The sequence below is a fragment of the Enterobacter asburiae genome (genome assembly GCF_001521715.1).
Lineage (GTDB): Bacteria > Pseudomonadota > Gammaproteobacteria > Enterobacterales > Enterobacteriaceae > Enterobacter > Enterobacter asburiae.
In genome coordinates this window covers 3,652,950-3,676,557 of record NZ_CP011863.1, presented here as the reverse complement: position 1 = coordinate 3,676,557, position 23,608 = coordinate 3,652,950, and the positions used below count along the sequence as shown (strand labels likewise).

Below are 23,608 nucleotides of genomic sequence, written 5' to 3'. Positions count from 1 at the left end.
CACCGTCAGCGAGTTTCTCTCAAAACTCGAACAACTAAAGCCAACGTGAACTTTTGCGGACCCCGTGGTCCGCTTTTTTTTTGCGTAAAAAAAACCCGAGGTAAAAGCAAAATGGCAACCGAAGTTGCCATTTTTAGTGTTTGCTCCCTCTCCCCGTGGGAGAGGGCCGGAGTGAGGACACCAGCCCGCACTGTTCAAACCAAATCAAACCAACCGGTTTTTCGCATCCGCTATCGCCTGCGCCACCTGCTTAGGCGACACGCCGCCTTTCGCGGCACGTTTATCCAGACAGGACTGCAGCGCAAGGATCGGATATACATCATCCCCGATAACCGCGCTGAACTTCTGCAGGTCGGCCAGCGCCAGATCTTCCAGCGGTTTACCCTGACGAATGGCTTCCACCACCGCTTCACCCACAATATGGTGCGCTTCACGGAAAGGTACGCCTTTCGCCACCAGATAATCCGCCAGTTCGGTAGAGTTCGCATAGCCCTGCTGCGCCGCTTCCTGACAGCGCGGACGTTTCACCTGAATGCCGTCCAGCACCAGCGCGCCCATATGCAGACAGTCCAGCCAGGTGTCGAGCGCGTCGAACAGCCCTTCTTTGTCTTCCTGCATGTCTTTGTTATACGCCAGCGGCAGCCCTTTCAGGGTCATCATCATGCCGATCAGCGCGCCCTGCACGCGGCCACACTTGCCGCGGATCAGCTCCAGCGCGTCCGGGTTTTTCTTCTGTGGCATCAGGGAGGAGCCTGAGGTCACGCGGTCGGACAGCTCGACGAAGCCCGCTTCGCCAGAGTTAAAGAAGATCAGGTCTTCGGCAAAGCGCGACAGATGCACCATTCCGATAGACGCATTGGAGAGCAGCTCCAGTACGTGGTCGCGGTCGGACACGCTGTCCAGGCTGTTACGGGTGGCGGAGGCAAAGCCCAGCCAGCCTGCCAGCTGCTCACGGTCGATTTCATACGCCGTACCGGCCAGCGCGCCGCTGCCCAGCGGGCTGACGTCCAGACGTTTCAGGGTATCCTGCAGACGGCTTTCGTCACGCGCCAGCATCTCGACGTAGGCCAGACACCAGTGCGCGAAGGTCACCGGCTGCGCGCGCTGCAGGTGGGTATAACCCGGCATCACCGCGTCCTGGTTGTTCTGCGCGGTTTCCACCAGCGCGCTCTGCAGCTGACGGTTAGCCGCCAGCAGTTCGCCAACGGTATCTTTACACCACAGCTTCAGATCGGTGGCGACCTGGTCGTTACGGCTGCGGCCGGTATGCAGCTTTTTACCTAGCTGGCCGACCTTGTCGATCAGTTTACCTTCCACCCAGCTGTGAATATCTTCAGCATCGCTTTCGAGGATCTGCTGCGGGTTAAGACGCACCTCTTCCAGCAGATTGTTCAGCGCTTCTTCCAGCCGTAATTGTTCGTCTGGGGTCAGTACGCCCACCGTCACCAGCGCTTTGGACCAGGCCACAGAGCCGACAATATCCTGTTCGGCCAGGCGGTAGTCGAAGCGCAAAGAGTCGTTGAACTGTTTGAACCGCTGATCCGCTGCCTGTGTAAAACGCCCACCCCAAAGTGCCATAACATGATTCCTTTATTCGTTAGTTCTGCCGGGTGGCGCTTCGCTTACCCGGCCTACGGTCATTCAATAAAAACTTACGCTAAAATACGCGTGCCAATCGGCGTGCCGTTAAACAGCGCCGGCAGTTGTTCCGCGTGACGCCAGGAGGCGATATCCACCGGACGGCCCAGCGTGCGTGCGGCATCCAGCGCGGCGTTCACTTTGACGATCATGCCGTCGGTAATAATGCCCTGAGCAATCAGCTGCTCGGCTTTCTCAGCCGTCATTTCCGCAATGCGCTGACCTTTGCCGTCCAGAATGCCGCTCACGTCGGAGAGCAGGATCAGATCCGCGCCAAGCGTTGCCGCCAGTGCCGTCGCCGCCTGGTCAGCGTTGACGTTCATCAGCTCGCCCTCTTCGGTCACGCCGATAGAGCTCACCACCGGCAGGAATCCCCCTTCCAGCAGCGTGTTAATCAGCTTAGGCGAACCTGGCTGCGCCAGTCCAACGTGGCCGAGCTCTTCGTCGAGCTGGGTCACTTTTACGCTGTCGCCATCGCCCAGATAGAGGCCAACGGACGCGATGTGGTGTTTCTTCGCCCACGCCAGCAGCGTTTTGTTCGCCGTACCCGCCAGCGCACCGGTAATGATGTCAATCTGGTCAGCAGGCGTGACGCGCAGGCCGTTCTTCTTTTTCACCGGCAGGTTGAGCCCTTTCATCAGCTCGTCCACCACGCAGCCGCCGCCGTGCACAATCACCAGCGGACGATGGTGTGATTCGCGATAGTTCACCAGCGCGGTAAACAGACGCTCCAGCGCTTCTTCGCTGTCCAGCAGTACACCACCGAGTTTGATAATTAATGGGTTCATCATCACACCTTAAATAAGAGCCTGCGTTTCCGGGAAACCGAAACGAATATTTGCACACTGCATTGCCTGTGCGGCAGCGCCTTTGAGTAAGTTATCTTCCGCGGCGACCACAATCAGATGCTCGCCCTGCACGGCAAAGCCGATGTCGCAGAACGGCAGGCCGACCACGTTTTTCAGCGCCGGCACGCCTTTGTCGTACAGGCGCACCAGCGGTTTATCCGCATACGCCTGCGTGAAGGCCTCGTTCACCTGCTCTTTGGTCACGCCGGGCTTCAGGCGGCAGGTAATGGTTTCGAGGATCCCACGCGGGAAGCTGCCCAGGTGCGGCGTGAAAATTACCTCCGCGCCCAGATGCGTCGTGATTTCAGGGTGATGACGGTGATTAAACACGCCATACGGCTGAAGGCTCACTTCGCAGAAGCTGTTGGAGATAGCGGCCTTGCGTCCTGCACCGCTCACGCCGCTGGTGGCGTTGATCACCGGCCACTGGCTCAGATCCAGCAGACCTGCGTCGATCAGCGGCTTCAGGGAAAGCTGCGCCGCCGTCGGGTAGCAGCCCGGAACGGCAATCAGGTCCGCTTCTTTCAGTTTATCTGCGCTCCACTCCGCCAGGCCGTACACCGCTTTTTCAAGCAGATCCGGATGCTGATGGGTGAAACCGTAATATTTTTCATAAAACGCGCCGTCGTTCACGCGGAACGCGCCGGAAAGGTCGAAGACCACGCAGCCGGCCGCCAGGAACTGCGGCGCCAGGTCGTGGCTGACCTCGTGCGCGGTGGCTAAAAACACCACGTCGACGCCGTCGGTAAACTCGCTGATGTCAGACATGGGCTGCAGCGGCAGATCGACAATGCCCTTAAGCTGCGGATGCAAATCGGAAATTAACTTTCCTGCATCATTGCTTTGCGCTGACACGGTCAAAGCGGTTATGGTCATATGTGGATGGCGATTCACGTAGCTTACAAGCTCTGCGCCCGCATAACCGCTAGCGCCTACAATCAGCGTATTCAACATCGGGTTCCTTTATGCTCAACGTTAATGTATTTTTATTCACATTTATTGCATGAATATTGATACTATCACGACCTAAGGTGTGTCAACAATGAAAATGAACTTACCGCCATTTATCGAGATCTACCGCGCCCTGATTGCCACACCGTCCATCAGCGCAACGGAAGAAGCGCTGGATCAGAGCAATGAGTCTTTAATCAATCTGCTGGCGGGTTGGTTTAGCGATCTTGGGTTTAACGTTGAGGTTCAACCCGTCCCCGGAACCCGCCACAAATTTAACCTGCTCGCCAGCACCGGAACCGGTGCGGGCGGCCTGCTGCTGGCCGGTCATACCGATACGGTGCCGTTTGACGACGGCCGCTGGACGCGCGATCCGTTCACCCTGACCGAGCACGACAACAAGCTCTATGGCCTGGGCACCGCCGACATGAAAGGCTTCTTCGCCTTTATCCTCGACGCGCTGCGTGACGTGGACGTGACGAAACTGAAAAAACCGCTCTACATTCTGGCGACCGCCGATGAAGAAACCAGCATGGCGGGGGCGCGCTACTTCTCTGAAAACACGTCGATTCGTCCGGATTGCGCGATCATCGGCGAGCCGACGTCTCTGCAGCCGATCCGCGCGCACAAAGGCCATATTTCTACCGCCGTGCGCGTGCTGGGCCAGTCCGGCCACTCCAGCGATCCGGCGCGCGGCGTGAACGCCATTGAGCTGATGCATGATGCCATCGGGCGCATCATGACCCTGCGCGACGATCTGAAAGAGCGCTACCACTACGACGCGTTCACCGTGCCGTATCCGACCCTGAACCTCGGTAGCCTGCACGGCGGCGATGCCTCGAACCGCATCTGCGCCTGCTGCGAACTGCATATGGACATCCGCCCGCTGCCGGGCATGACCCTCAGCGATCTCGACGGCCTGCTGAATGAAGCGCTGGCTCCGGTGAGCGAGCGCTGGCCGGGCCGCCTGACGGTCTCCGAATTGCATCCGCCGATCCCGGGTTACGAATGCCCGCCGGACCATCAGCTGGTTGAGGTGGTGGAAAAGCTGCTCGGTGAGAAAACCGACGTGGTGAACTACTGCACCGAAGCGCCGTTTATTCAGACGCTTTGCCCTACGCTGGTCCTGGGCCCCGGCTCCATCAACCAGGCGCACCAGCCGGATGAATATCTGGAAACCCGCTTCATCAAGCCAACCCGCGAACTGATTACTCAGGTTGTGCATCACTTCTGCTGGCATTAAAACCGCACCGAAGAGTCCCCTCTCCCTGTGGGAGAGGGTTAGGGTGAGGGCAATAAACCGCATGATCTCCGTCACATTCCCATAAGCATCTCTTATCTGAAGCAATGCGAATTAAATTTCGTAAATTGCCCACATTTATTCGTTTGCTGAACCGTTTTCGCAGCAATTGACGACGGGGGTTTTACGTGGCTTTATAAAGGGAGATGACAAAATAATGTCCAGAAAATTTTCGCCTGGACATAAACAAAAATGATGGGGTGACTGGGTTTTTATGAACGAACAATATTCCGCGTTGCGTAGTAATGTCAGTATGCTCGGCAAAGTGCTTGGAGATACCATCAAAGACGCGTTGGGGGAGAACATCCTCGACCGCGTTGAAACCATCCGCAAGCTGTCCAAATCTTCCCGTGCCGGTAACGAGGCCAGTCGTCAGGAGCTGCTCACCACCTTGCAGAACCTCTCAAACGATGAGCTGCTGCCCGTTGCACGCGCATTCAGCCAGTTCCTGAACCTGGCTAACACCGCTGAGCAATACCACAGCATTTCGCCAAATGGCGAAGCGGCAAGCAACCCGGAAGTCATTGCCCGCACCCTTCGTAAACTGAAAGATCAGCCAGACCTCAACGAAGCCACCATCAAAAAAGCGGTGGAGTCACTTTCGCTGGAGCTGGTGCTGACCGCACACCCCACTGAAATTACCCGTCGTACCCTGATCCACAAAATGGTGGAAGTGAACAACTGTCTGAAGCAGTTGGATAATAAAGACATTGCCGACTACGAACGTAACCAGCTGATGCGCCGTCTGCGCCAGCTGATTGCCCAGTCCTGGCACACCGATGAAATTCGTAAGCATCGCCCAAGCCCGGTCGACGAAGCCAAATGGGGTTTTGCGGTGGTGGAAAACAGCCTGTGGGAAGGGGTACCTAACTACCTGCGCGAGCTGAACGAACAGCTGGAAGAGAACCTCGGCTACCGCCTGCCGGTCGACTTTGTTCCGGTGCGCTTCACCTCCTGGATGGGCGGCGACCGCGACGGCAACCCGAACGTGACCGCAGAAATCACCCGTCACGTCCTGCTGCTGAGCCGCTGGAAAGCGACCGACCTGTTCCTGAAAGACATTCAGGTGCTGATCTCCGAGCTGTCGATGGTTGAGGCAACGCCTGAACTGCGCGCGCTGGCCGGAGAAGAAGGCGCCAGCGAGCCGTACCGTTTCCTGATGAAAAAACTGCGTGGTCAGCTGATGGCCACTCAGGCCTGGCTGGAAGCGCGTCTGAAAGGTCAGCGCCTGCCGAAGCCGGAAGGGCTGCTCAGCCAGAACGAACAGCTCTGGGAGCCGCTCTACGCCTGTTATAAATCACTGCAGGCCTGCGGGATGGGCATCATCGCTAACGGCGAACTGCTCGACACCCTGCGCCGCGTGAAGTGTTTCGGCGTGCCGCTGGTGCGTATCGACGTCCGTCAGGAAAGTACCCGTCATACCGAAGCGCTGGGCGAGCTGACCCGCTATCTCGGCATCGGCGATTATGAAAGCTGGTCCGAAGCCGACAAACAGGCCTTCCTGATCCGCGAGCTGAACTCGAAGCGCCCTCTGCTGCCGCGCAACTGGGAGCCAAGCAACGAAACCCGCGAAGTGCTCAACACCTGTAAAGCGATCGTGGATGCGCCGAAAGGATCGGTGGCCGCCTATGTGATCTCCATGGCGAAGACCCCGTCCGACGTGCTGGGCGTTCATCTGCTGCTGAAAGAAGCGGGAATCGACTACGCTCTGCCGGTCGCCCCGCTGTTTGAGACCCTCGACGACCTGAACAACGCCAACGACGTCATGACCCAGCTGCTGAATATCGACTGGTACCGCGGCTTTATTCAGGGCAAACAGATGGTGATGATTGGCTATTCCGACTCCGCTAAAGACGCGGGCGTGATGGCGGCATCCTGGGCGCAGTATCAGGCGCAGGACGCACTGATCAAAACCTGCGAGAAAGCCGGCATTGAACTGACCCTGTTCCACGGACGCGGTGGTTCAATTGGCCGTGGCGGCGCACCGGCGCACGCAGCGCTGCTGTCGCAGCCGCCGGGAAGCCTGAAAGGCGGCCTGCGCGTCACCGAGCAGGGCGAGATGATCCGCTTCAAATACGGCCTGCCGGAAGTGACCATCAGCAGCCTGTCGCTCTACACCAGCGCGATCCTGGAAGCAAACCTGCTGCCGCCGCCGGAGCCGAAAGCATCCTGGTGCCATATCATGGACGAACTGTCCGATATCTCCTGCGATCTGTACCGCGGCTACGTGCGTGAAAACAAAGATTTCGTCCCTTACTTCCGCTCGGCCACGCCTGAGCAGGAGCTGGGTAAACTGCCGCTGGGCTCACGTCCTGCGAAGCGTCGCCCGACCGGTGGCGTAGAGTCTCTGCGCGCGATCCCGTGGATCTTCGCCTGGACGCAGAACCGTTTGATGCTGCCCGCCTGGCTGGGTGCCGGTGCCGCGCTGCAAAAAGTGGTGGAAGACGGTAAACAGAACGAACTGGAAACCATGTGCCGCGACTGGCCGTTCTTCTCTACCCGTCTGGGCATGCTGGAGATGGTCTTCTCGAAAGCCGACCTGTGGCTGGCGGAATACTACGACCAGCGTCTGGTGAAACCAGAGCTGTGGGCGCTGGGTAAAGAGCTACGCGAACTGCTGGAAGGCGACATCAAAGTGGTGCTGGACATCGCCAACGACTCACATCTGATGGCGGACCTGCCGTGGATTGCCGAGTCTATTCAGCTGCGTAACATCTACACCGACCCGCTGAACGTCCTGCAGGCAGAGCTGCTGCACCGTTCGCGTCTGGCGGAAGAAGAAGGTAAAGAGCCGGATCCGCGCGTTGAACAGGCGCTGATGGTGACGATTGCGGGTGTTGCTGCGGGTATGCGTAACACCGGCTAATACGCTATGCCTGGCGGCGCCGCGCTTGCCCGGACCTATGATTGATAGGCCGGGTAAGCGTTAGCGCCACCCGGCACATTTCGGTAGTCTTCTCATGCATTTCGATATCACCCAAATTTTGGCAGACCTGGTGAACCGCACGCTACCGCTGGGTCAGATTCATTTCTCAGCGCTGTCTGAACAATACACCCGAACATCTCCCTGCCTCGTCATTACCCTTGATACCCCCTGTGAGGCGATATATTCATCCTTTGGACACTTAACGCAGCCATCGCCTGACGCCCTGAGCATACATTTCGGTAAGCAGCTGCTGACTATCGAGTTACAGCATGACAATACGCTTGTGCAGCAGCTCCAGGTTGCCCGCCGCGGTCCGCGAACGGGTGCTTTTCTTCTACAGTCGCTAACCGAATTACAGATGCAGCCGGATGAGCAAGAGACCGCGATACTGGTGGTATTAAGCTTGCTCAGCCACTGCCGGGATCTGCTTGGCAGCGATATCCACACCGCCAGCCGCAGCCGCGCCCTGTTTGAGGCCATTCGCCGCTTCATCGAAGAACATCATGCTTCGGCGTTAACCCGTGAATCCGTCGCGCAGGCGTTCTACGTCTCGCCGAACTACCTTTCCCACCTCTTTCAGAAGATTGGCAACGTGGGGTTCAACGAATACCTGACCCAAACGCGACTCGAACACGCGCGCCAGCTGCTGAAAGGCTACGATCTTAAAATCAAAGATATCGCCGCAAGCTGCGGGTTTACAGACAGCAATTACTTCTGCCGTCTCTTTCGCAAGCACACCGAGCGTTCCCCTTCCGAATATCGTCGCCAGTATCACAGCGAGCTGATCGCCAAAAAATAGCATTGTGATCGCTCTCGCACTTCGCTAAGGACATTACATTTGTCCAGTATTTGGCAAAATTGGCCTGTATCCGCTCTGCCTGCCCGCGTCTTATCCTTTATTCAACCTTTCTGACTTAAGGAAAAATAATGGAACTGTACCTGGATACCGCCAACGTGGCGGAAGTTGAACGCCTGGCGCGTGTTTTCCCCATTGCGGGCGTTACCACCAACCCGAGCATCGTTGCCGCCAGCCGTGAATCCATCTGGAACGTGCTGCCGCGTCTGCAAAAAGCCATCGGACCGGAAGGCACGCTGTTTGCTCAAACCATGAGCCGCGATGCCGAAGGCATGGTGGCGGAGGCCAAACGCCTGAGTAACGCCGTCCCTGACATCGTGGTGAAAATCCCGGTGACGGCTCAGGGGCTCATCGCGATTAAGGCATTGAAAAAAGAGGGGATAACCACGCTGGGAACCGCCGTTTACGGCGCGGCACAGGGCCTGCTCGCCGCGCTGGCAGGCGCGAAATATGTCGCGCCGTATGTAAACCGCGTTGACGCTCAGGGCGGTGACGGCATTCGCATGGTCCAGGAGCTGCAATCCCTCCTGGAAATGCACGCGCCGGAAAGCAGCGTGCTGGCCGCCAGCTTCAAAACGCCGCGTCAGGCGCTGGACTGCCTGCTGGCGGGATGCGAGGCAATCACGCTTCCCTTAGACGTAGCGCAACAAATGCTCGGCACGCCAGCGGTAGAGTCAGCCATAGAGAAGTTCGAGCAGGACTGGAAAAACGCGTTTGGTAACCTCAACCTCTAAGGGAGAACTGTTATGGACCGTATCATTCAATCGCCGGGAAAATATATCCAGGGCGCTGATGTGCTTACCCGTCTCGGCGACTATCTGAACCCCCTGGCCAATCGCTGGCTGGTTGTCGGCGATAAATTTGTGCTGGGTTTTGCCGAAGAGACCCTGCGTCAGAGTTTTAAAAAAGCCGAACTGCATGCCGAAATCGCGCCGTTTGGTGGCGAATGTTCACAAAATGAAATCGACCGACTGAAAAAACTGGCCGACAGCGCCGACTGTCTGGCGGTGTTGGGTATCGGCGGCGGTAAAACGCTGGATACCGCCAAAGCGCTGGCCCATTTTATGGACGTACCCGTGGCTATAGCCCCAACTATCGCCTCCACCGATGCGCCGTGCAGCGCCCTTTCCGTCATTTACACTGACAGCGGTGAGTTCGATCGCTACCTGATGCTGCCGCACAACCCGAACATGGTTATCGTCGATACCAAAGTGGTAGCGGGCGCGCCGGCACGCCTGCTGGCCGCGGGGATTGGCGATGCGCTTGCGACGTGGTTTGAAGCACGCGCCTGCTCGCGCAGCGGCGCCACCACCATGGCGGGCGGCAAATGTACGCAGGCAGCACTCGCGCTGGCCGAGCTGTGCTACAACACGCTGGTTGAAGAGGGTGAAAAAGCGATGCTGGCGGCAGAACAGCATGTGGTTACACCGGCGCTGGAACGCATTATCGAAGCCAATACCTATCTCAGCGGCGTAGGCTTTGAAAGCGGCGGGCTGGCGGCGGCACACGCTATTCATAACGGTATGACGGCGGTACCGGACGCGCACCACTTCTATCACGGCGAAAAAGTGGCGTTTGGTACGCTGACGCAGCTGGTGCTGGAAAACGCGCCGGTAGAAGAAATAGAGACCGTCGCCGCGCTTTGTCACAGCGTTGGGTTGCCGATCACGCTGGCGCAGCTGAACATCAAAGAGGATATTCCGGCCAAAATGCGCCTGATCGCGGAAGCCTCCTGTGCCGAAGGGGAAACTATCCACAACATGCCTGGCGGCGTAACGCCGGATCAGGTGTATGCGGCACTGCTGGTGGCCGACCAGTATGGGCAGCGGTTCCTGCAGGAGTGGGAGTAAATAGCGTGAATAAAAATCCCCGCATCAGCGGGGATTTTTTTGTCCGTAAGCCGGGTAAGCGTCAGCGCCACCCGGCACAACGGTTACTGCAGGTCAAACCGGTCCAGATCCATCACCTTCGCCCATGCGGCAACGAAGTCGCGAACAAACTTCTCATGCGCATCATCACTGGCATAAACCTCTGCCAGCGCGCGCAGGACGGCGTTAGAACCGAAGACCAGATCGGCGCGGGTGGCGGTGTATTTCACTTCACCGCTGGCGCGATCGCTTCCGGCAAACAGTTCATTAGATTCGTCGGTCGCCTTCCACTGGGTGTTCATGTCCAGCAGGTTCACGAAGAAATCGTTGCTCAGCACGCCCTCGCGGTCGGTGAACACGCCATTCTTGCTGCCATCAAAGTTTGCGCCCAGCACGCGCAGGCCACCGATCAGCACCGTCAGCTCAGGCGCGGTCAGCGTCAGCTGCTGGGCTTTATCAATCAGCAGTGACTCAGTGGTGGACACATCCACCTGCGCACGGTAGTTGCGGAAGCCGTCGGCAATCGGTTCGAGCAGGTTAAACATCTCGATATCCGTCTGATCCTGACGCGCATCGACGCGGCCCGGCGTGAAAGGAACGTTGACGTAAACGCCTGCCGCTTTCGCCGCCTGCTCAACGCCCACCACGCCCGCCAGCACGATGATATCGGCCAGAGACGCTTTGTTGGTGGTGCGCTGGATAGCTTCCAGAGCCGGCAACGCGCGAACCGCTGCGGCGTTCACATCCCAGTCGCGCTGAGGGGCCAGCGCCAGACGCGCGCCGTTGGCGCCGCCACGCTTGTCGCCGCCGCGGAAGGTTGAAGCTGACGCCCAGGCAACGGAAATCAGTTCGCTCACGGAGAGGCCAGATGCAGCGATTTCCGCCTTCAGGCTTTCAATGTCTTCTTTCGACGGATTGAACACCGCCTGCGGCAGCGGGTCCTGCCAGATCAGATCTTCTTTCGGCACTTCCGGGCCAAGGTAACGCGATTTTGGCCCCATATCGCGGTGCGTCAGCTTGTACCACGCGCGCGCGAAGGCTTCGTTGAAGGCCTGCGGATCGTTCAGGAAGCGGCGGGAAATTTTCTCGAATTCCGGGTCAAAACGCAGCGTCAGATCGGTGACCAGCATAGTAGGTTTGCGTTTTTTCGACGGGTCGAACGGATCGGGCATGATTTCCGGCGCATCCACGGCTTCAAACTGAATCGCCCCCGCCGGGCTGCGGGTCTGCACCCATTCGTATTTGAACAGGTTCTCGAAGAAGTAGTTGCTCCACTGGGTCGGGGTTTGCGACCAGATAACTTCCAGACCGGAGGTAATGGTATCTGCGCCAATCCCCGTGCCGTGCGTGCTGGCCCAGCCCAGGCCCTGCGCTTCAATCGGCGAGGCTTCCGGGTCGGTGCCCACGTGCGTGGCTTCACCCGCGCCGTGGGTTTTGCCGAGAGTGTGGCCGCCCGCGATCAGCGCAACGGTCTCTTCGTCGTTCATCCCCATGTTGCCGAAGGTCGCGCGAATGGCCGCCGCAGCAGACAGGGGTTCGCCGCTGGCGTTTGGCCCTTCCGGGTTAACGTAGATCAGGCCCATTTCGGTGGCGGCCAGAGGACGCTTCGCCAGCGCTTCCGGGTCACGGTGGGTCAGCCAGGCTTTTTCATCACCCCAGTTCACGTCCAGATCCGGCTCCCAGACGTCTTCACGCCCGGCACCAAAACCAAAGGTGCGGAAACCGGAGTTCTCCAGCGCCACGTTACCCGCGAGGATAAACAGGTCGGCCCAGGAAATTTTTGTCCGTATTTTTGCTTAATTGGCCACAGCAGACGGCGCGCCTTATCCAGGCTCACGTTATCCGGCCAGGAATTCAGCGGCGCAAAGCGCTGTTGACCACGTCCGGCACCGCCGCGTCCGTCCACGGAGCGATAGGTACCCGCGCCGTGCCAGGCCATACGGATAAACAGGCCCGCATAGCTGCCCCAGTCGGCAGGCCACCACGGTTGAGAGTCGGTTAAAAGGGCTTTGAGGTCGCCTTTAAGGGCGGAGTAATCAAGTTTGCTGAATTCTTTGCGGTAGTCGAAGTCTTCACCCAGCGGGTTCGAACGATTGGAATGTTGGTTAAGAAGATCGATGCGGAGTTGTTTTGGCCACCAGTCGCGGCTGCCTGTACCTGCCCCCGCGCTGTGATCGACGCCGCCCTGGTGGAACGGGCATTTGCCGACCGATGCCGCTTTATTGGTCTCGTCTGACGTGCTCATCGCTATGCTCCCTTTTACAGTGTTACCGTTACGATATACACCACTAGCAATAAGTTATAGTTGAATTAATCCACAGATTCGATAGCTAATACCTTTTAACTATTCGCGTGACAAAAAAGCCCTCGTAATACGAGGGCTTTGGGCTTATTACGCCGGACGAACACCCAGCGTATGGCAAATGGCGTAGCTCATCTCCGCGCGGTTCAGCGTATAGAAGTGGAAATCTTTCACCCCTTCACGGCTTAAAATTTTCACCATGTCCATCGCGATATTGGCCCCCACCAGCTTGCGGGTTTCCGGGTCGTCGTCCAGCCCTTCGTACATTTTGGACATCCACAGCGGAATGCGGACATTGGTCATATCAGCGAACTTCTTCGCCTGTTTGAAGTTAGAGACCGGCAGAATACCCGGGATAATTTCAACGTCGATGCCCGCGGAGACGCAGCGGTCACGGAAACGCAGGTAGCTTTCCACATCAAAGAAGAACTGGGTAATGGCGCGGTTCGCGCCGGCGTCCACTTTACGCTTGAGGTTCAGCAGATCGGCCTGGGCGCTTTTCGCTTCCGGATGCACCTCCGGATAAGCGGCAACGGAGATATCAAAGTCGGCCACGTCTTTCAGCAGCGCGACCAGATCGGCGGCATACATGTCCGGCTTACCGCTGCCCGGCGGCAGGTCACCGCGCAGAGCGACGATATGACGAATGCCGTTATTCCAGTAATCCTGGGCGATGGCCCGCAGTTCGTCGCGGGTCGCGTCGATACAGGTGAGGTGCGGCGCCGCTTCCAGACCGGTACGATCTTTGATGCCTTTAATGATGCTGTGCGTACGGTCACGCTCGCCGGAGTTAGCACCGTAAGTCACGGAGACGAACTTCGGCTTCAGGCTGCTAAGACGATCGATAGAGCTCCACAGGGTTTGCTCCATTTCACTGGTGCGCGGCGGGAAAAATTCAAAAGAGACGTTAATCTGGCCGTTTACTTCGGCCAGGCTCTGATTCAGTGCTTCCCGCTGGTTGGCGTGAAAAAAGCTCATACCTTACCTCTATCAATCGCATGTCGTTATTTGTTGTGTTGTGAACTTCTATACGTTTAGACGTCCAGATGTAAAAATGACGGAAAAGCGGAGTGACGTCAACATAAATAATCAACAATAACGGTGAGGTTTGCTCAGGGAATATGAGGGAAATTCAGGATGAGGGTGAGTGCGGTCTGATGCCCTCACCCTAACCCTCTCCCACAGGGAGAGGGAAATTCAGGTTTTACAGCAGCTTAGCCAGACGGTTGATGTCGGACTGAATGGCTCCAGCGGTGACATCGCGCCCCGCACCAGGACCGCGGATCACCAGCGGGTTATCACGATACCAGCGGCTTTCGATGGCGAAGACGTTATCGCACGGCAGCAGCGCCGCCAGCGGATGTTCAGGACGCACCGCCTCGACGCCGACTCGCGCTTTTCCGTTGGCCTCAAAACGCGCCACGTAGCGCAGCACCAGCCCCATCTCGTTCGCCGCTTCCAGCCGCTGTACCATCTGCTCGTTAAGCTCTTCACCATTTTCAAAGAAATGATCCACAGAACCTTCTTCACAGCCGGCAGGCACCAGCGATTCGACGCGTACGGCATCCGGTTCGATGTCGTAACCGGCTTCACGCGCCAGGATCACCAGCTTACGCATTACGTCTTTGCCGGAAAGGTCAACGCGCGGATCGGGCTCGGTTAAGCCCTGCTGCCACGCCTGATCCACCAGGTCGGTGAACGGTACGGTGCCGTCAAACTGCAGGAAAAGCCAGGAGAGCGTGCCGGAGAAGATACCGCTCAGCGCCAGAATGCTGTCGCCGCTTTCAATCAGGTCACGCACGGTGTGGTTAACCGGCAGGCCAGCCCCAACGGTGGCGTTATAGAGCCAGTGGCGCCCCGTTTTTTCAAACGCGTCGTGGATCTGGCGGTATTTATCGGTGCTGCTCGCCCCCGCCAGCTTGTTCGCGCTAATAACGTGGAAACCGTGGCTGGCGAAATCCAGATACTGATCCGCAAGCTGTTCGCTGGCGGTAACGTCCAGCACCACCAGATCGTCATACGGGTGCGCGCGCATCCACAGGAACAGCGACTCTTCGTCCTGCTCTACGGCTTCATCATTAAAGAAGGCAAGCGCGCGGCTGGCGTCCAGCCCTTCGTAGTTCAGCAGGCTGCGGCGGCTGTCCACCACGCCCGCAAGAATAAATTCAAACCCGGTACGCGCCGAGAGCGTCACCTGTTCGCGGGCAAACAGTTCCAGCCAGCGGGAACCAATGTTGCCTTTACCAAACAGCACCAGACCGATGCGCTTTTCCGCGCGGAACAGGGAGGTGTGCAGACCCTGAATCAGGCTCTCGGTTGGGCCCTTGCGCAGGACGGCGACCAGGCTGATGCCCTCTTCCGACTGCCAGGTGAACTCCACCGGCTGGCCTTTCAGCTGCTGCCAGAAGCGGTGGCAGTGCAGCGGGTTACGGGTGACGCCCGCGCCCACCATCGCCACCAGCGCCAGCCCCTGACGCAGGCGAAGCTCGCCCGGCAGGCCCGCTTCATCCAGAATTTTCAGCGCGCTGTCCGCCACTTCAGCGGTGTAGCAGAACTGCAGCAGCTGACGATCGTTATGCACGCCAACGGCCAGTGGACGCACCTGGGCGCGTTTCAGGATAGTGTCGATATCTTTATGCGCCAGCTTGAAGTCCTGGCCCGCAGGCACCTGGAACTCAATCAGGCAGATGTCGTCGTGGCTGGTGACAATACGCGCTCCGGTACCGGACGCCAGTACGCGCTCAATGCGCGTGGAGCCTTGATCCGGGGTGTAACTGCAGCGCAGCTGGAGGTCGATATCGCTGCCGGAAACCGGCTGCAGCGTGCGCGCGTGCAACACCGGCGCGGCCAGACGCGCCAGCTCGCTGGCTTCGTCGAGACGCAGCAGCGGCAGCAGGCAGGCATCTTTCACCTTACGCGGGTCCGCGCTGTACACACCGGCCACGTCGCTCCAGATGGTGACGCGGGACACGCCCGCCAGCGCACCAATCTGCGTTGCCGAGTAGTCAGAACCGTTACGGCCCAGCAGCACGGTTTCGCCCGCGTTGCTGCGACTGATAAAGCCGGTGACGACAATACGTTTGCCCGGGTGCTGCACCAGCAGCTGTTGCAGCAGCGGGTAGGACAACCCTTCGTCCACCTGCGGCTGCGCGGCGCGTTCGGCGCGCAGAAAATCACGCGCGTCGAGCCAGGCCGCTTCTACGCCCAGGTGTTGCAGCACGGCGGCCATCAGGCGCGCGGACCACACTTCACCGTGGCCCACCACTTCGGCATACACCGCGTCGGTAATCCCGCTGTCCAGCAGGGCAGCCAGACGTTCAAGGTCATGCGTGAAGGCGCCGATCAGCCCGTCCGCCACGTCCGCAGGCAGCAGGCCGGCAATCAGCTCGCTTTGGTAGCGGCGTAAGGACTGTTGCACCTGATGCGCAGAAAGGCGATCGGTCTGGCTCAGTTTCAGCCAGCTAATCAACTGGTTGGTGGTGCTGCCCGCCGCCGAGACAACCATCATGTCACCCGGCTGTGAATATTCCGTCATGATGCCTGCAACGCGCAGGTAACATTTCACATCAGCAAGACTACTACCACCAAACTTGTGCAGTTGACGACCCTTCGCCCCTGCCTGCGCTATCACACTCATGATTACCCCTTGGCTGCGATCCGGAAGGCATTTTCCAGATCGGCAATTAAATCTTCAGAATCTTCAATGCCGGTTGAGATACGCAGCAGCGTCTCAGAAATTCCGGCGGCGGCACGAGCTTCCGGTGCCATACCTGCGTGCGTCATGGTTGCGGCGTGGGAGATCAAGCTTTCAACCCCACCTAAGGATTCCGCCAGCGTAAACAATGACAGCCCGCTCAGGAAGCGACGCAGCGTTTGCTCGTCACCGTCCAGTTCAAAACTTAACATCGCGCCAAACCCTTTCTGCTGACGCGCGGCAATCTCGTGCCCCTGATTTTCCGGCAGCGACGGGTGATAAAGCTTTTTCACCAGCGGCTGGGTTTTCAGGAAATCGACAATCGCCTGGGCATTGCGCTGCGCCACCTCCATGCGCGGCGATAGCGTGCGGATGCCGCGCAACAGCAGATAGCTGTCGAAGGCCCCCGCGGTGACGCCAATATTATTGGCCCACCATGCCAGTTCGGTGACAACGTCGGGATCTTTGGCAATCACCACGCCCGCCACCACATCAGAATGGCCGTTCAGATATTTAGTGCATGAATGCAATACCAGATCGGCACCCAGTGCGAGTGGGTTCTGAAGGGCCGGACTGAGGAACGTATTATCCACTACACTTATCGCTCCCGCATCCCTTGCGAGCTGACAAATTTTCGCAATATCGACAACGCGCAACAATGGATTGCTTGGACTTTCCACCAGAACCAGCTTCGGTTTCTCTGCCAGGGCCTGTTTTAGCGCCTGTTCGTCGTTTTGATCGACAAACAGCACGCGATAGCAGCCGCGTTTCGCCAGGCTGTCAAACAGACGATAGCTGCCGCCGTAGCAGTCGTGCGGCGCAACCAGCAAGTCACCTGGTTTCAGGAACACCGTGGTCACCAGGTGAATGGCGGACATCCCCGTATTGGTTAATACTGCACCTGCGCCACCTTCCAGTTCGGCCAGCGCGCGCTGGGTCACGTCACGCGTAGGGTTGCCACGACGCGAATAATCATGCGCGCGGGGTTCATTAAATCCGGTGAAATTATAGGTACTGGAAAGATGAATCGGCGGGACAACGCAGCCGTACTGCTCGTCATCATTTAATCCGCTACGCACTGCAATAGTGGCCTGTTTACGCGTCATGGTGAGGGCTTCCTGGCGAATGAGGTGAAAAGTCAGGCACCAGAGTAAACATTGAAAGTATGGACGTCAATACATCTGGACATCTAAACTTCTTTGCGTATAGATTGAGCAATGCGCAAATAGCCGTTAAAATTATATGCTTTAGTGCACGCTGCAGCGGCAATATCCGTGCCACGGTATCGTCTCTACGGTAAACTAGACAAGATTGCGGTTCAAAACGGGTGGTTACAGGTTTTGCACCTTTAAATAAATGACTGAGAGGATTAAAGGTATCTCATGGCTGAATGGAGCGGCGAATATATCAGCCCATACGCTGAGCACGGTAAGAAGAGTGAGCAAGTAAAGAAAATTACGGTTTCCATTCCTCTGAAGGTGTTGAAGATCCTCACCGATGAACGTACGCGTCGTCAGGTGAACAACCTGCGCCACGCGACCAACAGCGAACTGCTGTGCGAAGCGTTTCTGCATGCGTTTACCGGTCAACCGTTGCCGAACGATGAAGATCTGCGCAAAGAGCGTAGTGATGAAATCCCGGAAGAGGCGAAGGTGATCATGCGTGAACTGGGTATTGACCCGGAGACGTGGGAATACTGAGAAGCGGATACAAAAAAGGCACCTTGCGGTGCCTTTTTTTCGGGAAACTTATTTAGCGCCCGGGATGCTGAAACGCTTGTTGAAGCGGTCAACACGGCCACCGGTTGCAACGTCACGCTGCTTACCAGTGTAGAACGGGTGGCATTTGCCGCACACGTCCAGGTTCAGATCGTGACCCACGGTAGAGCGGATCTGGATAGAGTTACCGCAAGAACAGTTTGCAGTAATCATTTCGTATTTCGGGTGAATATCTTTTTTCATGGGAGAACCTCAGTTAAGGCCGCGTCGCTCTTCCAGCCCTAACGCCAGACACCACGCGATGTTGAATGTAATTTCTCTGGCGTAATATACACCAAAGGCGGCGAATCATACAGAATTTGACCAACGTATGCAAACTGATCCGCACGCCGCTTTTACTAATGTGTATACTAACGCGCCACTTTTCAAGTCAGGAAGATTCGATGCCCGTCGCTCACGTTGCCCTGCCCGTTCCGCTTCCCCGCACCTTTGACTACCTGCTGCCCGACAGCATGAGCGCCAAAGCGGGCTGCCGCGTGACCGTGCCGTTTGGCAAACAGCAGCGCGTGGGGATCGTCGTCTCCGTCAGCGATAAAAGCGAATTACCGCTTAACGAGCTGAAGTCGGTCGTTGAGGTGCTGGACAGCGAGCCGGTTTACTCTACCAGCACCTGGCGACTGCTGCTGTGGGCGGCGGATTATTATCATCACCCGATTGGCGACGTGCTGTTCCACGCCCTGCCAATCATGCTGCGCCAGGGCAAAAGCGCCAGCCATGCGCCGATGTGGTACTGGTTTGCCACCGAGCAGGGCCAGGCGGTGGATATCAACAGCCTGAAGCGATCGCAAAAACAGCAGCAGGCGCTGGCGGCGCTGCGTCAGGGAAAAATCTGGCGACATCAGGTCGACGAGCTTGAGGTCAGCGAAACGGCGCTACAGGCCTTAAGAAAGAAAGGGCTGAGCGAACTGGCCAGCGAAGCCCCCGCTCTTTACGACTGGCGGGAGAGTTTCTCTGTTTCAGGGGATCGCCTGCGTTTGAATACCGAGCAGGCCACCGCCGTGGGCGCGATTCATAGCGCCTCCGATCATTTCTCTGCCTGGCTGCTGGCAGGGGTGACGGGTTCCGGCAAAACGGAAGTCTACCTGAGCGTGCTGGAAAACGTGCTCGCGCAGGGCAAACAGGCGCTGGTGATGGTGCCGGAAATTGGCCTGACGCCGCAAACCATCGCCCGATTCCGCGAACGCTTTAACGCGCCGGTTGAGGTGCTGCACTCCGGCCTGAACGATAGCGAACGCCTCAGCGCCTGGCTGAAAGCCAAAAACGGCGAAGCGGCGATTGTGATCGGCACCCGCTCGTCGCTGTTTACGCCGTTTAAAAATCTTGGCGTTATCGTGATCGACGAAGAGCACGACAGCTCCTATAAACAGCAGGAAGGCTGGCGCTATCACGCCCGCGATCTGGCTGTTTATCGCGCGCACAGCGAGCAAATTCCCATTATTCTCGGCTCCGCCACGCCTGCGCTCGAAACGCTGCACAACGTGCGCCAGCGTAAATACCATATGCTGCGCCTGACGCGTCGCGCGGGGAATGCCCGTCCGGCCATTCAGCACGTGCTGGATCTGAAAGGCCAGCAGGTTCAGGCCGGGCTCGCGCCTGCTCTGATTACCCGCATGCGCCAGCACCTGCAGGCGGGGAACCAGGTCATTCTGTTCCTTAACCGACGCGGATTTGCCCCCGCCCTGCTGTGCCACGACTGCGGCTGGATTGCCGAGTGCCCGCGCTGCGACCACTACTATACCTTCCACCAGGCCCAGCGGCATTTGCGCTGCCACCACTGCGACAGCCAGCGCCCGGTGCCGCGCCAGTGCCCGTCGTGTGGCTCAACGCATATCGTGCCGGTCGGTCTGGGGACGGAACAGCTGGAACAGGCGCTTGGCCCCTTCTTCCCGGACGTGCCTATCTCGCGTATCGACCGGGACACCACCAGCCGAAAGGGCGCGCTGGAACAGCAGCTGGCGGAAGTGCATCGCGGCGGCGCGCGCATCCTGATTGGCACCCAGATGCTGGCCAAAGGCCACCACTTCCCGGAGGTCACTCTGGTTGCCCTGCTGGACGTGGATGGCGCGCTGTTCTCGGCAGATTTCCGCTCAGCCGAGCGCTTCGCCCAGCTTTATACCCAGGTGGCAGGGCGGGCCGGTCGCGCCGGTAAACAGGGCGAAGTGGTGCTGCAAACGCACCATCCTGAGCACCCGCTGCTGCAAACCCTGCTGCATAAAGGCTATGACGCCTTTGCCGAGCAGGCGCTGGCCGAACGCCAGACCATGCAGCTGCCGCCGTGGACCAGCCACGTCATCATCCGCGCGGAAGATCACAACAACCAGCAGGCGCCGCTTTTCCTGCAGCAGCTGAGAAACCTCCTGCAGGCCAGCCCGCTGGTGGATAATCAGCTGTGGATTTTGGGCCCGGTGCCGGCGCTCGCGCCAAAGCGCGGCGGACGTTTTCGCTGGCAAATTTTGCTCCAGCACCCCTCGCGCGTTCGTCTTCAGCACATCGTCAGCGGCACGCTGGCGCTCATCAACACGCTGCCGGAAGCGCGAAAAGTGAAGTGGGTACTGGATGTCGATCCCATCGAAGGCTGAAGACGGATCGAAAAATTTAACGCTCCTCACACTTTTTATGAAAATTCTGTAACCGATTCCATTAACTATCTGTAAAAATGGTGATGTCAGAAGTTCGGTGTTCAGGCGAGGAGAAGACGTTGAAGTCCAGGAAAGAGGTTGCACCGGCGACCATGAAAGACGTTGCCCAGAAAGCACAAGTCTCTACGGCAACGGTATCCCGCGCATTAATGAACCCGGATAAAGTCTCCCAGGCGACCCGTAACCGGGTAGAGCAGGCTGCGCTTGAAGTGGGCTATTTCCCACAGGCGATGGGGCGTAACGTCAAACGCAATGAGTCGCGCACCATTCTGGTGATTGTGCCGGACATCTGTGACCCCTTCTTCAGCGAGATTATCCGCGGTATTGAAGTCACCGCAGCGGAACAGGGTTACCTGGTACTGATTGGCGACTGTGCTCATCAGAACCAGCAGGAAAAAACCTTCATCGATCTCATTATCACCAAGCAGATCGACGGGATGCTGCTGCTTGGCTCTCGCCTGCCGTTTGATGCCAGCATTGAAGAGCAGCGTAATTTACCGCCGATGGTGATGGCCAACGAATTTGCGCCAGAGCTGGAGCTGCCGACGGTCCACATTGATAACCTCACCGCCGCGTTCAACGCCGTAAACTATCTCCAGGAGCTGGGGCATAAGCGTATTGGCTGTATTGCCGGGCCTGAAGAGATGCCGCTGTGTCACTATCGCTTACAGGGCTACGTGCAGGCGCTGCGCCGTACCGGCGTCACCGTCGATCCGCACTACATTGCGCGCGGTGATTTTACCTTCGCCGCGGGTGGACAAGCGCTGGAGAAACTTCTGGACCTGCCTGAACCGCCAACCGCCGTATTTTGTCACAGCGACGTGATGGCGCTGGGCGCATTGTCGTACGCCAAACGCCGCGGCCTGCGGATACCAAAAGATTTATCGATCATCGGATTCGACAATATTTCGCTTTCAGAATTTTGCGATCCGCCGCTCTCAACGGTCGCACAGCCGCGCTATCAAATCGGCCGCGAAGCGATGCTTCTTCTGCTGGATCAGCTTCATGGTCAAACAGTTAGCAGCGGCTCGCGGTTGCTGGACTGCGAACTGATTGTTCGCGGCACTACCCAGGCATTGACTTAAAGTAAACGTCTTTCGGATACCCTTATCTGGTCAAAGCCCCGCCGCTTAAGTAACATGGCGGACTGACGAACGAATAAATACAGCGAAACGATAGTGGCACAACGAGATTATGTACGTCGCGGCCAGCCGGCACCTTCGCGACGCAAAAAGAGTAGCTCAAGGAAAAAGCAACGTAACCTGCCTGCTGTCTCGCCAGCAATGGTCGCTATTGCTGCGGCTGTAGTCGTCGCCTTTATTGGTGGCCTGTACTTCATCACGCACCATAAAAAAGAAGAGTCTGAGGCGCTTCAGGCCAGTAAAGTTGCCGGAAATGGCCTTCCTCCGAAGCCTGAAGAGCGCTGGCGCTATATCAAAGAGCTGGAAAGCCGTCAGCCCGGTGTGCGTGCGCCAACCGAACCTTCTGCGGGTGGTGAAGTGCAGAATGCGAATCAGCTGACGGATGAACAGCGTCAGCTGCTGGCCCAAATGCAGGCCGATATGCGCCAGCAGCCTACGCAGCTGAACGAAGTACCGTGGAATGAGCAGACGCCGGCACAGCGCCAGCAAACGCTGCAGCGACGTCAGGCGCAACAGCAGATCCAGCAGCAGCAACAACAGCAGCAGTGGGCGCAAACCCAGCCGGTGCAGCAGCCGAAAGCACAGCCGCGGGTAACGGAACAGCCATACCAGCAGCAGACGCGTACGGCGCAGTCTCAGCCTGTCCAGCAGCAGCCGAAAACGCAGCCGCAGAAACAGGCGGCTCAGCCGTATCAGGATCTGCTCCAGACGCCAGCGCATACCACCGCGCAGCAGCCGAAAACGCAGCAGGCCGCGCCGGTGACCAAAGAGACCGAAGCGCCGAAGCAGACGGCTGAGAAAAAAGATGAACGCCGCTGGATGGTACAGTGCGGTTCGTTCAAAGGCGCAGAGCAGGCGGAAACGGTGCGCGCGCAGCTGGCCTTTGAAGGGTTTGATTCGCGTATTACCACCAATAACGGCTGGAATCGCGTGGTGATTGGTCCGGTCAAAGGCAAAGAAAATGCCGATGGCACCATTTCGCGGTTGAAAATCGCTGGTCACACAAACTGCATTCGACTCGCCTCCGGGGGTTGAAACCCCCAAAATCTCCCCCATCTATCATTTAATTCAGCCCTGAGCACAGGCTCAGGGCTTCTGTTTCCCGATTCTGTAACCAGGGGGTCTGCTCGTGACAACAATAGTAAGTGTACGCCGTAACGGCCATGTGGTAATCGCCGGTGATGGCCAGGCCACGCTGGGTAATACCGTCATGAAAGGCAACGTGAAGAAAGTGCGCCGTCTCTACAATGACAAAGTGATCGCCGGTTTTGCAGGCGGCACGGCGGACGCCTTCACGCTGTTTGAACTGTTTGAACGCAAACTGGAAATGCACCAGGGTCATCTGGTGAAAGCTGCCGTTGAGCTGGCGAAAGACTGGCGTACCGACCGCATGCTGCGCAAGCTCGAAGCGCTGCTGGCCGTAGCCGATGAAACCGCCTCGCTGATCATCACCGGTAACGGCGACGTGATTCAGCCGGAAAATGACCTGATTGCCATCGGCTCTGGCGGCCCTTATGCCCAGGCTGCAGCCCGCGCGCTGTTGGAGAATACCGACATGAACGCGCGTGATATCGCGGTGAAGGCGTTGGATATTGCAGGCGATATCTGCATTTATACCAACCACAACCACACCATCGAAGAATTGACCTCCAAAGCGTAAGGATCT

17 protein-coding genes and 1 pseudogene are annotated in these 23,608 nt (G+C 57.9%); 10 read left to right on the top strand and 8 right to left on the bottom strand.

Translation table 11 applies throughout. The features are described from left to right. Positions 1–204: 204 nt before the first annotated feature. From argH to argC, 3 genes are all read right to left on the bottom strand, one after another. On the bottom strand, positions 205–1,578 hold the full coding sequence (gene argH / locus ACJ69_RS17745) for an argininosuccinate lyase (protein WP_059347424.1): 1,374 nt from the start codon (positions 1,576–1,578) through the stop codon (positions 205–207). A 74-nt stretch (positions 1,579–1,652) separates the two neighbouring features. Then, positions 1,653–2,429 carry an acetylglutamate kinase gene (gene argB, locus ACJ69_RS17740; protein ID WP_153252515.1) on the bottom strand — a complete coding sequence of 259 codons (777 nt, stop codon included), beginning with the start codon at positions 2,427–2,429 and terminating at the stop codon, positions 1,653–1,655. Between the two features lie 6 nt (positions 2,430–2,435). Then, positions 2,436–3,440, bottom strand: a complete 1,005-nt coding sequence (gene argC / locus ACJ69_RS17735; protein ID WP_045355532.1) for an N-acetyl-gamma-glutamyl-phosphate reductase — start codon at positions 3,438–3,440, stop codon at positions 2,436–2,438. Between the two features lie 88 nt (positions 3,441–3,528). Here argC and argE point away from each other — a divergent pair, with 88 nt between their 5' ends. The 5 genes from argE to gldA all read left to right on the top strand — a co-directional run bounded on the left by argE (position 3,529) and on the right by gldA (position 10,369). Further along, the gene (argE, locus tag ACJ69_RS17730; RefSeq protein ID WP_023309677.1) at positions 3,529–4,680 is read left to right on the top strand and encodes an acetylornithine deacetylase; all 1,152 of its coding nucleotides are present in this window, start codon (positions 3,529–3,531) and stop codon (positions 4,678–4,680) included. 271 nt (positions 4,681–4,951) lie between these two features. Next, positions 4,952–7,603: a phosphoenolpyruvate carboxylase gene (gene ppc, locus ACJ69_RS17725; RefSeq protein ID WP_023309665.1), complete on the top strand. Its 2,652-nt coding sequence runs from the start codon at positions 4,952–4,954 to the stop codon at positions 7,601–7,603. Positions 7,604–7,697: 94 nt separating this feature from the next. After that, positions 7,698–8,462 carry a helix-turn-helix transcriptional regulator gene (locus tag ACJ69_RS17720; protein WP_059347422.1) on the top strand — a complete coding sequence of 255 codons (765 nt, stop codon included), beginning with the start codon at positions 7,698–7,700 and terminating at the stop codon, positions 8,460–8,462. A gap of 128 nt (positions 8,463–8,590) precedes the next feature. Beyond that, positions 8,591–9,253: a fructose-6-phosphate aldolase gene (fsa, locus tag ACJ69_RS17715; protein ID WP_059347420.1), complete on the top strand. Its 663-nt coding sequence runs from the start codon at positions 8,591–8,593 to the stop codon at positions 9,251–9,253. Positions 9,254–9,265: 12 nt separating this feature from the next. Then, entirely contained in the window at positions 9,266–10,369 is a 1,104-nt protein-coding gene (gene gldA / locus ACJ69_RS17710; RefSeq protein WP_059347418.1) for a bifunctional L-1,2-propanediol dehydrogenase/glycerol dehydrogenase, read from the top strand. An 83-nt stretch (positions 10,370–10,452) separates the two neighbouring features. Here the strand turns inward: gldA and katG are convergent. The 4 genes and pseudogenes from katG to metB all read right to left on the bottom strand — a co-directional run bounded on the left by katG (position 10,453) and on the right by metB (position 17,489). After that, positions 10,453–12,632: pseudogene (gene katG / locus ACJ69_RS17705) on the bottom strand (catalase/peroxidase HPI). A gap of 147 nt (positions 12,633–12,779) precedes the next feature. Continuing rightward, on the bottom strand, positions 12,780–13,667 hold the full coding sequence (gene metF, locus ACJ69_RS17700; protein ID WP_023309676.1) for a methylenetetrahydrofolate reductase: 888 nt from the start codon (positions 13,665–13,667) through the stop codon (positions 12,780–12,782). Between the two features lie 226 nt (positions 13,668–13,893). Next, a complete protein-coding gene (locus ACJ69_RS17695) occupies positions 13,894–16,326 on the bottom strand; it encodes a bifunctional aspartate kinase/homoserine dehydrogenase II (RefSeq protein WP_029739191.1) in 2,433 nt (810 codons plus the stop codon). 2 nt (positions 16,327–16,328) lie between these two features. Continuing rightward, a complete protein-coding gene (gene metB, locus ACJ69_RS17690; RefSeq protein ID WP_047646964.1) occupies positions 16,329–17,489 on the bottom strand; it encodes a cystathionine gamma-synthase in 1,161 nt (386 codons plus the stop codon). Between the two features lie 276 nt (positions 17,490–17,765). On the opposite strand from metB, the gene metJ reads away from it, so the two are divergent. Continuing rightward, a complete protein-coding gene (gene metJ, locus ACJ69_RS17685; protein WP_015966498.1) occupies positions 17,766–18,083 on the top strand; it encodes a met regulon transcriptional regulator MetJ in 318 nt (105 codons plus the stop codon). 48 nt (positions 18,084–18,131) lie between these two features. Here metJ and rpmE read toward each other — a convergent pair whose 3' ends face one another. Further along, positions 18,132–18,344, bottom strand: a complete 213-nt coding sequence (gene rpmE, locus ACJ69_RS17680) for a 50S ribosomal protein L31 (protein WP_003862040.1) — start codon at positions 18,342–18,344, stop codon at positions 18,132–18,134. Between the two features lie 200 nt (positions 18,345–18,544). Between rpmE and priA the strand changes: the two genes are divergently transcribed. From priA to hslV, 4 genes are all read left to right on the top strand, one after another. Continuing rightward, the gene (gene priA / locus ACJ69_RS17675; protein ID WP_059347417.1) at positions 18,545–20,740 is read left to right on the top strand and encodes a primosomal protein N'; all 2,196 of its coding nucleotides are present in this window, start codon (positions 18,545–18,547) and stop codon (positions 20,738–20,740) included. A gap of 119 nt (positions 20,741–20,859) precedes the next feature. Further along, positions 20,860–21,885 carry a DNA-binding transcriptional regulator CytR gene (gene cytR / locus ACJ69_RS17670; RefSeq protein ID WP_023309683.1) on the top strand — a complete coding sequence of 342 codons (1,026 nt, stop codon included), beginning with the start codon at positions 20,860–20,862 and terminating at the stop codon, positions 21,883–21,885. Between the two features lie 93 nt (positions 21,886–21,978). After that, a complete protein-coding gene (gene ftsN, locus ACJ69_RS17665) occupies positions 21,979–22,977 on the top strand; it encodes a cell division protein FtsN (protein ID WP_047646961.1) in 999 nt (332 codons plus the stop codon). Positions 22,978–23,071: 94 nt separating this feature from the next. After that, positions 23,072–23,602: an ATP-dependent protease subunit HslV gene (gene hslV, locus ACJ69_RS17660; RefSeq protein WP_008501802.1), complete on the top strand. Its 531-nt coding sequence runs from the start codon at positions 23,072–23,074 to the stop codon at positions 23,600–23,602. Positions 23,603–23,608 lie beyond the last annotated feature (6 nt).

Bases quoted from the DNA above. Each gene is read 5' to 3' on its own strand.
- argH (WP_059347424.1), bottom strand. From the start codon at position 1,578: ATGGCACTTTGGGGTGGGCGTTTTACACAGGCAGCGGATCAGCGGTTC.
- argB (WP_153252515.1), bottom strand. From the start codon at position 2,429: ATGATGAACCCATTAATTATCAAACTCGGTGGTGTACTGCTGGACAGC.
- argC (WP_045355532.1), bottom strand. From the start codon at position 3,440: ATGTTGAATACGCTGATTGTAGGCGCTAGCGGTTATGCGGGCGCAGAG.
- argE (WP_023309677.1), top strand. From the start codon at position 3,529: ATGAAAATGAACTTACCGCCATTTATCGAGATCTACCGCGCCCTGATT.
- ppc (WP_023309665.1), top strand. From the start codon at position 4,952: ATGAACGAACAATATTCCGCGTTGCGTAGTAATGTCAGTATGCTCGGC.
- ACJ69_RS17720 (WP_059347422.1), top strand. From the start codon at position 7,698: ATGCATTTCGATATCACCCAAATTTTGGCAGACCTGGTGAACCGCACG.
- fsa (WP_059347420.1), top strand. From the start codon at position 8,591: ATGGAACTGTACCTGGATACCGCCAACGTGGCGGAAGTTGAACGCCTG.
- gldA (WP_059347418.1), top strand. From the start codon at position 9,266: ATGGACCGTATCATTCAATCGCCGGGAAAATATATCCAGGGCGCTGAT.
- metF (WP_023309676.1), bottom strand. From the start codon at position 13,667: ATGAGCTTTTTTCACGCCAACCAGCGGGAAGCACTGAATCAGAGCCTG.
- ACJ69_RS17695 (WP_029739191.1), bottom strand. From the start codon at position 16,326: ATGAGTGTGATAGCGCAGGCAGGGGCGAAGGGTCGTCAACTGCACAAG.
- metB (WP_047646964.1), bottom strand. From the start codon at position 17,489: ATGACGCGTAAACAGGCCACTATTGCAGTGCGTAGCGGATTAAATGAT.
- metJ (WP_015966498.1), top strand. From the start codon at position 17,766: ATGGCTGAATGGAGCGGCGAATATATCAGCCCATACGCTGAGCACGGT.
- rpmE (WP_003862040.1), bottom strand. From the start codon at position 18,344: ATGAAAAAAGATATTCACCCGAAATACGAAATGATTACTGCAAACTGT.
- priA (WP_059347417.1), top strand. From the start codon at position 18,545: ATGCCCGTCGCTCACGTTGCCCTGCCCGTTCCGCTTCCCCGCACCTTT.